The 12,880-nt window shown below is 32.3% G+C and carries 10 protein-coding genes; all 10 read left to right on the top strand.

The annotated features are described in order from the left end of the window. The first annotated feature begins 344 nt into the window (after nt 1-344). Entirely contained in the window at nt 345-2,711 is a 2,367-nt protein-coding gene (locus tag BMX60_RS05545) for a glycogen/starch/alpha-glucan phosphorylase (protein WP_091350099.1), read from the top strand. A gap of 90 nt (nt 2,712-2,801) precedes the next feature. Beyond that, nucleotides 2,802-3,821 (top strand): LacI family DNA-binding transcriptional regulator, encoded by a 1,020-nt coding sequence (locus tag BMX60_RS05540; protein WP_091350097.1) that lies wholly within the window; start codon nt 2,802-2,804, stop codon nt 3,819-3,821. Nucleotides 3,822-4,190: 369 nt separating this feature from the next. Then, nucleotides 4,191-5,354, top strand: a complete 1,164-nt coding sequence (locus BMX60_RS05535; protein WP_091350094.1) for a thiolase domain-containing protein — start codon at nt 4,191-4,193, stop codon at nt 5,352-5,354. Between the two features lie 5 nt (nt 5,355-5,359). Next, nucleotides 5,360-5,581, top strand: coding sequence for a Zn-ribbon domain-containing OB-fold protein (locus BMX60_RS05530; RefSeq protein ID WP_091350092.1), 222 nt, complete (start codon nt 5,360-5,362; stop codon nt 5,579-5,581). 19 nt (nt 5,582-5,600) lie between these two features. Further along, on the top strand, nt 5,601-6,341 hold the full coding sequence (gene fabG / locus BMX60_RS05525) for a 3-oxoacyl-[acyl-carrier-protein] reductase (protein ID WP_091350089.1): 741 nt from the start codon (nt 5,601-5,603) through the stop codon (nt 6,339-6,341). A 138-nt stretch (nt 6,342-6,479) separates the two neighbouring features. Next, the gene (locus BMX60_RS05520; protein WP_091350087.1) at nt 6,480-7,892 is read left to right on the top strand and encodes a sigma-54 interaction domain-containing protein; all 1,413 of its coding nucleotides are present in this window, start codon (nt 6,480-6,482) and stop codon (nt 7,890-7,892) included. Nucleotides 7,893-8,129: 237 nt separating this feature from the next. Further along, complete coding sequence (locus BMX60_RS05515) at nt 8,130-9,152, top strand: 3-oxoacyl-ACP synthase (protein ID WP_091350084.1); 1,023 nt, start codon at nt 8,130-8,132, stop codon at nt 9,150-9,152. 22 nt (nt 9,153-9,174) lie between these two features. Further along, nucleotides 9,175-10,488 carry an acetyl-CoA hydrolase/transferase family protein gene (locus BMX60_RS05510; RefSeq protein ID WP_091350082.1) on the top strand — a complete coding sequence of 438 codons (1,314 nt, stop codon included), beginning with the start codon at nt 9,175-9,177 and terminating at the stop codon, nt 10,486-10,488. A gap of 429 nt (nt 10,489-10,917) precedes the next feature. Next, nucleotides 10,918-11,310 carry a hypothetical protein gene (locus BMX60_RS05505; RefSeq protein WP_091350080.1) on the top strand — a complete coding sequence of 131 codons (393 nt, stop codon included), beginning with the start codon at nt 10,918-10,920 and terminating at the stop codon, nt 11,308-11,310. Between the two features lie 24 nt (nt 11,311-11,334). Continuing rightward, a complete protein-coding gene (locus BMX60_RS05500; RefSeq protein ID WP_091350077.1) occupies nt 11,335-12,822 on the top strand; it encodes a sodium:solute symporter family transporter in 1,488 nt (495 codons plus the stop codon). Nucleotides 12,823-12,880 lie beyond the last annotated feature (58 nt).

The following is a 12,880-nucleotide window of genomic DNA, read 5'->3' as shown; positions in this document are numbered from 1 at the left end:
ACTTCTCAACTACAGGGAGCTCATCCACCTGAAGTTTCCTATATGGTTTATTAACTGGTTCCTTTGAAGGTTTATTAAACACATTCTTTTTAATAAGCAAAGTAATTAAAGTACAGATAATTTCATTTTGCTGCTTGATTATTTCTAAACAATATGTTATAAATTGAGGTAACAACTTGTCACTCCTTTCTTTCTTTGTTTATTTGGTGTGTGTACCTCAATTATGAACGAAGATTAAGGGGGTGGCAAGTTGTTTTTTGTAAAAAGCTATAAATAAAGGTTGTTTAAGCTACTTTTATATAAAAAAAGTTTTACAATACGTCAGTATCTTAGGGAGGTATTTAATGATGAAAAACAAAGAGTTAATTTTAGAAAGAATGGAGAGTTACGCTCTCACAACCTTTGGTAAAAGGGTTGAAGGTTTAACAAACAAAGAAAAGTATGTTGTATTAGCAAAAGCTCTAATGGAAGAAATTGTTCCCCAGTGGATAAAATCCCAGGAAAAGTTTGAAGGCAAAAAACAAGCATATTATTTATCTGCTGAATTTTTGATGGGAAGAGCTCTAACTAATAACTTAATTAACATGCAAAAGAAAAAAGACGTAGAAGAGTTACTAGCTGAATTAGGTGTCGATTACAACCAGATAGAAGATGCTGAATATGATGCTGGTTTAGGAAATGGAGGATTAGGAAGGTTAGCCGCTTGTTTCTTAGACTCTGCTGCTACTTTAAGTTATCCTTTACATGGTTATGGGATAAGGTATCAGTATGGAATTTTTAAACAAAAATTTATAAATGGTTTCCAAGTGGAAGAAGGGGATAACTGGTTAGAATACGGTGAACCTTGGTCTATCAGAAAAGGATCAGAATCTGTTATTGTGTCCTTTGCCGATGGAGATGTAATAGCAGTGCCTTACGATACACCTGTTATCGGCTACGGACAAGAAACTATTAACACGTTAAGGTTATGGCAAGCGGAAGCTGTAAATGAATTTGATTTCCAAGCCTTTAATGATCAAGAATATGATTTGGCAGTTAAAGCTAAGAATGATGCAGAAAATATATCAAAGGTTCTATATCCCAATGATTCCACCGATGAAGGAAAATTACTACGTTTAAAACAACAATATTTCTTTGTTTCCGCTTCTTTACAGGATTTAGTAAGGAAACATAAGGCTAAGTACAACTCCTTTGATAATTTTCATAAGTTACATGCTATCCAGCTAAATGACACACACCCAGCGGTGGCAATTCCTGAAATGATGAGGATTTTAACAAAGGTAGAAAAATTAGATTGGAATAAAGCTTGGGAAATCGTTGTTAACACCTTTGCTTATACCAACCACACTCTACTAGCAGAGGCACTAGAACAATGGTCTATTAAGCTCTATAAAAAATTATTGCCAGAAATCTATACTATAATAGAAAAAATTGATGAGCAATTAAAAGAAGAACTTCTAGGTAAAGGGGTTAAGGAAGAGGAATTAGACAAATATGCTATAATTCATAACGGAAACATTAAAATGGCGTGGTTATCTATTTATGGAACAAAATCTACCAACGGTGTTGCTCAACTTCATACAGACCTTTTAGTTAACCAAGAACTAAATCATTGGTATAAGATTTATCCTGAGAGATTTAACAATGAAACCAATGGAATTACTCAAAGAAGGTGGTTGTTACAGAGTAATCCTGAATTATCAAGACTTATAACAGAATTATTAGAATCAGATAGTTGGATTACTAATCTAACTGAACTTAAGAAATTAGAAAAGTTTGCTGACGATAAAACAGTTTTAGAAAGATTTATGGAAATTAAACAAACTAAAAAAGAGCAATTAGCGGCATATATTAAAAGGGTAGAAGGGATAGATATCGATACTACTTCAATATTCGATATTCAAATAAAGAGATTACACGAGTATAAAAGACAGCTTCTTAAGGCATTCTACATTTTAGATCTATACTACAGATTAAAAGAACAACCAGATTTAGATATCCTACCAAGAACCTTTATTTTCGGTGCTAAAGCTGCTCCAGGGTATTTTAGGGCTAAAGGAATAATAAAATTCATCAACGAAATTGCAAATTTAGTAAATAATGATAAAGAAATTAACGGGAAAATAAAAGTTGTTTTTGTTCAAAATTATCGGGTTTCTTATGCAGAAAAATTATTCCCAGCAGCAGACATTTCTGAACAAATTTCTACAGCAGGAAAAGAAGCTTCAGGTACCGGTAACATGAAATTTATGTTAAATGGTGCTCCGACTATAGGAACATATGATGGGGCTAATGTGGAAATTGTAGAAGAAGCTGGAGAAGAAAATAACTTTATCTTCGGGTTAAGGGTAGAAGATATAGCAAAACTTAAGGATTATAATCCTAAAGAAGAGTATAAAAAAGTTAAGGGGTTACAAAGGGTAGTAGATTCCCTAATAGATGGTACCTTTGATGATGGTGGAACGGGAATGTTTAAAGAATTACACGACGCCTTGCTTATAGGAGCAAGCTGGCATAAACCTGACCACTATTATGTAATCAAAGACTTTGAAAGTTATAGGGAAGCTCAACAAAGGGTTAATGATGCATATAAAGATAGATTAGGATGGGCGAGAAAATGCTGGATAAATTTAGCTAATGCTGGTAAATTTAGTTCTGATAGAACTATAGAACAGTACGCTAAAGAAATCTGGGAATTAGAAAAAGCCTAAGTAAGATTAGAGCAAGGTTTGTCATCGTGACAAATCTTGCTTTCTACCTATTGTATAGTTAATTTGTTTAAATAGAATAGGAGTGAGGGAATGAAAAAGAATTCCGTTACTATAAAGGATGTGGCTAAAAAGGCTGGTGTTTCTCCCTCTACTGTTTCAAGGGTAATATCTCAAAACCCTAGAATCAGTAAAGCTACAGCAGATAAAGTAATACGTTGTATGAAGGAACTAGGATATTACCCAAATGCTATTGCTAGATCATTAGCTAGTAAAAAGACGGGAACAGTAGGTATAATCATGCCTACTAGTTCCGAGGATATTTTCTTAAATCCCTTTTTCCCAGAAGTTTTAAGGGGGATTGTCAAAGGGGCCTCCCAATCAGGATATGATTTATTGTTATCTACGAATTTTGAAAAAGATGAGGAATTGAATGTAGTTCAAAACTTTATTAGAAGTTCTAAAGTCGATGGGATTATCTTAACTTTCAGTAAAGTAAATGACCATTGTATAGATTTTTTGTGTTCTGAGGATTTCCCTTTTTCGTTAATTGGTACACCAGATTTATATAAAGAAAGGGTTAACCATGTAGATAATGATAACTTTATGGCAGCTTTTCAGGTGACTATTGATTTAATCAACAGTGGTCGGCAAAAAATAGCTTTTTTAGCTGGGAATAAAAACTTAACAGTAACCCAAATGCGGTTAGCGGGGTATAAGGAAGGGTTAAGGAACAAAGGGTTACCCTTTGATGAAAATCTACTATTTTTTGGGGATTTCGATGAAGAGACCGGCTATCAATATGGAAAAATTATTGCAAAACTAAAAGAAAGGCCCGATGCTTTAATCGTCACCGATGATGTTATAGCCTTTCCTTTAGCTAAGAGTTTCCAAAGTTTGGGAATAAAGATACCCGATGATATAGCTATAGTTAGTTTTAACAATAGTATTTTAGCTTCTTTAGCCACACCACCTTTAACATCTATAGAAATTAATCCCTTTAAATTAGGGGAAGAAGCTATGAACTTAGTAGCGCAAGCTATAGAACAAGGGGTAAGGGGAAAAAGATGTGTAGTACCTTACGAGATTATAAAAAGAAAATCATCATTATAAAATTGATTTTATCTTTAGATTGGAAGGGAATTAACCTTCCTTTTTTTTTACGCAGCAATAATTACTAGAGTTTTAAGATGCAGTGAAAATAGTTAAGAGTATAATGAATTACTATTAAATTTCTAATAGAATTAGGTTTTGGCATACAAATTGCATAGAATTAAAAAGAAAATAATCTCTTTTTTATACTTACTGCTGTTTAAAACTATTTTTATTAGACAAAAAACTATAGATGAACTGAATGGTTTAGGGTGGAGCCATTAATTTCAGCTGAAGTTGCTACTATTTGTAAGTAATAACTTTTAAAGGTATGAGGTTCTTGCCTCATACCTTTAAAATAAAAATAAATTACAAAGGAGGTTATAAATTTTGAGGAGTGTATCAGTAATTGGTATAGGTGAAACTAAAATGGGAGTTTTCCCAGATAAGTCACTTAAAGAGTTAATTAAAGAAGCAGGGTCTAAAGCAATTAATGATGCTGGAATTGATAAAGGACTTATAGAAGCATTGTATATTGGTAATTTCAATAGCTCATATTTATGTAATCAAAGTCATATGGGGGCATTAGCTTCTGAGGTATTAGAACTTGGTAATATTCCTACTTTAAGGACAGAAAATGCATGTGCCTCTGGGGGATTAGCTTTCCGTTATGGGTATCTAGCAGTTGCTTCAGGTTTATACGATGTTGTGTTAGTTGGTGGCGTAGAAAAAATGACCCATAGGGAAACTGAAGTGGTTACATCTGCTTTAGCTAGTGCATCTGATGGTACGACAGAATTTGAAATAGGGGCAACTTTTCCTTCTCTATTTGCTTTGATTGCTAACAGGCATATGTATGAGTATGGTACTACAAGGGAACAGATGGCCATGGTAGCTGTACAAAACCATGATAATGCTCTTTTGAATCCCAATGCTCAAATGCATAAAAAGTTAACTATTGAAAAAGTGGTTACTGGATTTCCAGTTGCATACCCATTTACTGTTTTTGATTGTTCATTGATAACGGATGGTGCAGTATTTACAGTATTAGCTGCCACTGAAGTTGCAGAAAAATTAACTCAAAAACCATTAGTGGAAATAATTGGTTCTGGTCATGCAGGAGATACATTGACCTTAGCTTCTAAAAAAATTATTACCGAATTTCCTGCAACTATTAAAGCTGCTAAAGAAGCATATGAAATGGCGAATGTAAAACCTGAAGATATCGATTTTGCAGAAGTTCACGATTGCTTTACAATTACACAAATTATTCATACTGAAGATCTTGGATTCTTTGAAAAAGGTAAGGGCGGTTTTGCTGTAGAAGAAGGTTTAACTGCGATCAATGGTAAAATCCCTATTAATCCTAGTGGAGGATTAAAAGCTAAAGGACATCCTATAGGTGCAACAGGATTAAGCCAAGTGTATGAAGCTGTAACTCAGCTTAGAGGTGAAGCTGGAGAAAGGCAAGTAAAAAATGCAGAAATAGGTTTGACACATAATATTGGTGGAACAGCTTCTACATGTTGTGTACACATTTTTAGAAGGAGGTAGATAGTGTGTCAAATAAAGGGAGGTTATATACTTATACAATAGTTAATGTTCCTACTGAAAAATTTAAAGGGCAAACTCCATATTTGATTGGCATTGTTGAAGAAGGAGAAAATAGGGTATTATCAAAAATTGAGGGATATGAAGAAGGTAAAAATATAAATATTGGAGATGAAGTTGATTTTGTCTACTTTGATGAGTATGGAAATAAAGTTTATAAATTAGTTTAACAAAGTGGAGGGATGAACAATGAGATTAAAAGATAAAGTTTGTATTATTACTGGTGCAGCTAATGGTATCGGTGCAGCAACTGCTATAAAATTTGCTCAAGAAGGGGCTAAAGTAGCTGTTTGTGATATAGATCAAAATAATGTTGAAAAGGTTGTAAACGAGATAAAGGAAATGGGTGGAGAAGCTGTCGGTTATAAAGTAGATGTAACAAATAAGGAAGAGATTAACAACATGGTAAATGATTTAATGGAGAGGTATAACAAAATCGATGTATTGGTAAATAATGCCGGGATCATTTCAGACGCTCAATTAGCCAAAATGACAGATGAGCAGTTTGATAGGGTAATAAATATTAACTTAAAAGGAACTTATCTATGTACAAAAGCCGTTGTTGATATTATGATTAACCAAAACTCAGGTGTAATTTTAAATACCTCTTCAATAGTAGGAATATATGGTAATTTTGGTCAAACAAATTATGCAGCTTCTAAGTTTGCAGTTAATGGAATGACAAAGACTTGGGCAAAAGAATTAGGTAGAAAAGGTATTAGAGCGAATGCGGTATGTCCTGGATTTATTGCAACTTCAATAATAGATCCTATGCCTGAAAAGGTTATTAAGGCTATGGAAGATAAAGTTCCTTTAAAGAGATTAGGTAAGCCTGAAGAAATAGCTAATGTTTTTGCATTCTTAGCTTCTGATGAAGCAAGTTATGTAAACGGTGCTATTATTGAAGTAAGTGGTGGAATAGTAATTTAATTTTGTACTTAAGAAGGAATAGAAAATTACTCCTCATAAAAAGAGGAGTAATTTTTTATTATATTATCACTAAAATGATTTAATTTAGAAAATTTAGTGATATAATTATGGGTAGGAAGAAATTTATGGGGTGATATAATGGAGAGAACAACAATTATAAATGATAATTATTTAGTAAATCTATTAAATAAAATTTTTGACCCTATTCCTGTACCTATAATATTAATAGATAAAGATACTCGTATTAGGCTAATTAATAATTGTTTTTGTGAATTTCTTGGGTTGAAGAGAGAAGATATGTTAGGTAAAAAAGTATATGAAATAGATGAAAATACTAGATTCCCGTATGTTTTTGAGAAGAAAAAACCAGAAATTGCTTGGAAACATAAGTTTAAAAATGGTAAAACAGCAATAGTGCATAGAATACCAATCTTAGATGACTACGGTAATGTTATTTATGGTTTTGGTTTAGTGTTGTTTAAAGACATAAAAGAATTTGAAGAAATTGTTAAGAAAAATCAGTTGCTTGAGCATCAACTAAATTTTTATAAAGTAAAATTAAAAGAACTATCAGGTTCTAAGTATTCTTGGGAAAATATTATTGGAGAAAGTGAAAGAATAATAAAAACAAAATTGCTTGCAAAAAAGGCGGCTCAAAGTGATTCAAATGTGTTATTATTAGGGGAAAGTGGAACAGGTAAAGAATTATTTGCCCATGCTATACATAATGAAAGTAAGAGAAATAATTATCCTTTTGTTAAAATTAATTGCGCAGCTATACCATCGGAGTTATTAGAATCAGAGCTTTTTGGTTATGAAGAAGGTGCTTTTACAGGAGCAAAAAAAGGTGGGAAAATTGGGAAATTTGAGTTGGCGAACAGAGGAACTATTTTTTTGGATGAAATAGCAGAAATGCCTTTGGGAATGCAGGCAAAACTTCTTAGGGTACTACAAGAAAAAGAGATAGATAGGATTGGAGGTACAACCTCTATTAAAGTTGATGTTAGGATTATAGCTGCTACAAATAAAGATTTAAAAAAACTTGTTGAAGAAAATAAGTTTAGGGAAGATTTATATTATAGAATCAATGTTATGATGATCGAAATACCACCTCTGAGAGAAAGGATTGAAGATATTAGTATTTTATCTAAATACTTTTTAAATAAATTGTCTGATCAAATTGGTAAATATGTTTTTAGAATTACCGATGAAGCGTTAAAGTTGTTAAAAGTATATCATTGGCCTGGAAATGTTAGGGAGTTAGAGAATGTACTAGAAAGAGCGATAAATCTTACAGATTCAAATTATATATCTATTGAACATCTCCCTATTTTTATTTCCAAGCCTGAAGGTAAAGTAAAACAGAAAAAGATTAATAACGAAAATTCTTTTAATAAAACTCTTAGAAATATTATTGAACAAGCTGAGGAAGAAGCAATACGAGAGTGTCTAAAATATACTAAAGGTAATAAACGTTTAGCAGCAAAAATTTTAAATATTAGTCGTTCTAGACTATATGAAAAAATTAAAAAATATAATTTAGAAATCTAATAATAAAAAATGTACCAGAATAGGTACATTTTTTTATTATTAGATTGACACTTAAACAGCATTTAGAATGTAACAGAATAATGACATGTTATAAATTTCGGACATAGCAGCACATTTTAACCAACACCAATTCCTCCGATTACATATCTTTTATATATTTTAATTTGGTATACTTTTTGCAATATACTTAATTAAAAGTAATTTTTAGATTATAACAAATAATAGGGAGGTATTGTGATGAGGAATCATGTTGGTATTGCAGGTATGGGAATCTACATTCCTGAAAATTATTGGACAGCTGAAGATATGGCAAAAATGACTGGAATGCCATTGGAGGCTTTTACCGAAAAAATAGGGGTGTTAAAAAAACCGATGCCAGGTCCTAATGATACCACTAGTTATATGGGGATTATGGCGGCAAAAAAAGCTATAGAGAATGCTGGGATAGACCCTAAAGAAATAGATGTGGTAATTTGGGACGGTGCACAACATAAAGATTATCTTAACTGGTTAGCTTTTACTAAATCAGCATACGAGATCGGAGCCACAAATGCATGGGGGTTTGATGTTGAGTCTATGTGTGGTTCTAGGATTGTTGGTTTAGAGTTGGGAAAATCACTTATCTTATCAAGAGATGATGTAAATACTATACTTTTGGTAAGTGGGTATAGAAACTGTGATATGATAAACCTAAATTATAAAACGGGAGCTTTTCTTCACGATATTGGTGCAGGAGGATCTGCGGTAGTACTTAAAAAGAATCTTGGGTATAATGAGGTTTTAGCTAGTTCACATGTAGCAGATGGATCTTTTTCGGAAGATTTTGTTGTACCCGTAGGTGGAAGTAAAAAATGGCCTGTCACGCCAGAAGATCTTGATAAAATGTGGTTTCATATTACGTGTGACCCAAATGATTTCAAAGAGAGACTTGGAAAGGTTACTATGAAAAATTGGTATGGAGTAATAGATAGAGCTTTAGAGAAAAGTAGCTTAACTAGAAAAGATATAGACTATTTAGCAATGGTAAAGATTAAAAGAAGTGCCCACTATGAAATTTTAAGAGAAATGAATTTAAGAGAAGATCAATCTTTCTTCCTTGAGGAATACGGACATGTAGGACAAAATGATGTAATTATTTCATTGGTTGAAGGATTAAAAAGAGGTAGAATTAAAGATGGAGACGTTGTTTTATTAGTATCTGCTGGCGGTGGTTGGACTTGGAATGCTTGTGTTGTTAAATGGGGAAAAGTTACAGAGTAACAAATGGTAAGGAGGCAAAAAAATGAATTGGCAATCTATTTATAATTCAAAAGTAAGAACTGTTGAAGAAGTTTTATCAGATATCAAAAGTAACGATGTTATTACTACATCTGTTGTTCCAATGACTCCAAGGGTTTTTCTAGAAAATTTACACAAAGTTCATGAAGATGTTAATAATGTTGAAGTTTATACAATATTAAATACTACTAATTACGAATTTCAGAGTTTGAAAGAATATGAAGGAAGATTTTTGAATAATAGTTGGTTTTATGGACCACCAGATAGAAAGGTTGCAAGTCAAGGGCTTAAAACAATAACATATGTTCCTAATAATGCTCATCACGCAATAATTGATTTGGTTCAAAGTGGTAAAAAAATAAACTATTTTGTAGGAACAGCATCATCTATGGATGAACATGGTTATCTTAGTCTTTCCTGCTCTGCTTTTATAGAAAAGGATTTAATAGAAGCAGCTGAGAAAGTAATACTTGAAGTTAACCCTAATGCACCAAGGACTTTTGGAGAAACAGAAATACACATAAGTAAAGTAGATTATATAATTGAAACAAATCATCAGCTTCCAGAAGAGGTTTTGATTGAGCCAACTGAAATTGAAGAAAAAATAGGAGGTTTTATAGCAGATTTGATAGAAGATGGTTCTACAATACAGATGGGAATAGGAGGAGTGCCATATGCTGTATCTAAATTTATAGATAATAAAAAAGATCTCGGAGTACACACAGAAATGTTTACAGAGGGTATGTTAGAACTATTTAATAAAGGTGTTATAACAAATGAGAGGAAGACTCTATGGCCTGGAAAATTTGTATGTGCCTTCGCTTTTGGTACGAGAAAACTATATGATTTTATTAACAATAATCCGGCAGTAATGGTAATGAGAGGAAGTTATACTAATAATCCTGATGTGATTGCTCAAAATAATAAAATGGTTAGCATAAATACAGCTATTATGGTTGATTTAACAGGTCAAGTAGTTTCTGAAGCGATTGGAACAAGACATTATAGTGGAACTGGAGGACAGTTAGATACTCACCGAGGGGCTGTAAAATGTGCAAGATTAGGAAAGGGAGGTAGAGGAATCATTGCTCTGCGTTCTACAGGGGGTAATAATATGTCTAGTATAGTACCAGTTCTACCTACAGGTTCTCCGATTACTGTACCACGTCAAGATATTGATTGTATCGTTACAGAATATGGAGTTGCAAATTTGAGAGGTCGTACGGTAAGGGAAAGAGTTAAAGCTTTGATAAATGTAGCCCATCCGGATCATAGAGATTATTTACAAAGAGAAGCAGAAAAACTGTTGTTAATATAATGGATGCGGACCTATTTTGTACAGATTATATTTAAATGTGGACATGTAACAATATTTGAAAGTCTAATATATTAAACAGTATATTATTAGGTTTTGTGATGAAAAATTCTGATTTTATGAAATGAAGTATATTATTGTGTTAAATACAGTACACTTTTTGTTAATTAACTTAATGTTTTATAGTATTATAATGTATCGTTATAATGACATGTTGCAAATTCAGGACATATATTTATTTATAACTTTTTTAAAAAATAATGGTTTTATGGTTTTCTTTAACTTGGTACAATTTTTGCTAACCTAAATAATAGATAGAATTTTTAAAAAATATAATCTATTAAGGATAGGAGGGGTTGTAAAATGAAATTATTAGCTTAGATAGAAATTAGCTGTTAATTTTGTATTAGTTATTTAGAAAGGAGGATTTTAATGATAAATTCTAAGAACGTTATTAATCTACTTTTAGTATCATCTGTTTTATTAGTTTTAGCTTTATTTATGAATAACAATTATATCTTCATATTTGGTATGTCTTTCTTTGTATTTGCATGGGTGTTATTAGGTGTAATTAAAAACAGAGGTTATGTTTATGCGACTAGTTCGATATTAGTAATTTGGGTTTTAGGTTTCTTAACAATTAATATATTGAAATATACCGAGGTGCCAACAGATTTCTTTATAGGATTTCCTATAGGTACTGCAATAATGGTTTACTTTATTTGGGCTCTTCCTGTGTTAACTTTTACTTATCTTTATAGTCACTTCTTTGATGATGGAAAAGATAATTTAACAAAAGATTATAATAAGGGTATATCTAACTAAATCTTAGATAGGGGGTCTAAATTCATGGATGTAATAGGTTTGATTTGTGTATTATATTTCCTGATAGTACTAGGCATTGGTTATTGGGCAATGCAAAAGGTAAAAACAACAGAAGATTTCTTTATAGCTGGTAGATCTTTAGGAATTTTTGTTATGGGTATAACAATGTTTGCGACGGCATTAAGTGGTTTCCTTTTTGTAGGAGGACCTGGATTAACATATAGATTAGGAATGGGAGCATTATGGTTTACTTTCCCTAGTACAACATCATTTGCAATGGCGTGGTATGTTTTAGGTAAAAAGATGAGGGAAATGACAGAAAAAACGGGATCATTAACAGTAGCTGATGTTGTTTATCATAGATATAATAGTAAAATAGCTAGTGGTTTAACTGCAATAGCTACTTTCTTTGGTACAATTGCTTTTTTAGCATCACAGGTTCTAGCTTTAGGGTTAATGATTGCACATATTTTTGGTACAACTAAACAAGTTGGAATTTTGATTGGTTTAGGTATAGTTGCAATTTATTCGACTATGGGTGGAGTATTAGCGGCAACTTATACTAGTGTTTTTCAAGGTTCAATTATGGCTGTTGGTTCTTTAGTGGTATTTATTTTAGCAATGTCTGTTGGAGGAGGATTGACTAATATAACTAGAACAATCGCTTCAACTCCGTTCCCCGATTATGGAGGAGACATTTTACCTCAATTTGTTGGGCCATGGGGATTAGTAACTCCAGTATTGGCTATGAGTTGGTTCTTTGTTTTAGGTATAGGAATTCTTGGTCAACCACATATTATAAATCGCTTTTTCATGATAAAGGATGTCAAAAAATTAAAGTGGGGTCCTTTGGTTAGTGTAATTCCTGCTATAGTTGGCGGAATGTTTATGTTCGGTATAGGTTTAACTGTTAGGTATTTAGTTAATACAGGAGCTTTACAATCTTTAGCTAATCCTGATGATGCTGTTATGACTTTTTTAACTAGTTATGCTCATCCAATATTTGCAGGTATTATTTCAGCTTGTGTTATGGCTGCGATAATGTCTACTTGTGATGCATTTATTAATATAGCCTCTGCTTCATTAACCCATGATTTGCCATTTGCCCTAAATAGAAAATTAACTGAAAAACAGAAATTATATGGAGCTAGATTAGGAGTAGCATTAGTTTCCGTATTTACTTTCTTAATGTTATTATTTATGAGTGATAAAGGAGTAGCATTATTAGGTGCCTTTGGATGGGGAACTTATGCTGCAGCACTAGCACCAGCAGTCGCTATTGGGTTGAATTGGAAAAGAGGAACTAAAGAAGGTGCAATAGCTTCGATAGCATTAGGTCTAGTACTAAGTTTAGGTTTAGAAGTTTTGGCAAGGTTAAATATTTATAAATTGCCCCATGGTATGTATGGTGCTGCACTTTATTTACCTTTAAGTGTAATTGTATATATAGTAGTATCTTATTTGACCCAAGAAAAAGAATTAGACTCTAACATGGCTCAAATAGTTGAATAAATATTGTCTAACAGTACCTAAGGTTAGGTTAAAACCTAATATTAGGTGCTCTTTTTTT

Source organism: Anaerobranca gottschalkii DSM 13577 (genome assembly GCF_900111575.1).
Taxonomy (GTDB): domain Bacteria; phylum Bacillota; class Proteinivoracia; order Proteinivoracales; family Proteinivoracaceae; genus Anaerobranca; species Anaerobranca gottschalkii.
The sequence above is the reverse complement of the archived record's forward strand: the minus strand, read 5'-3'. Positions and strand labels throughout refer to the sequence as shown.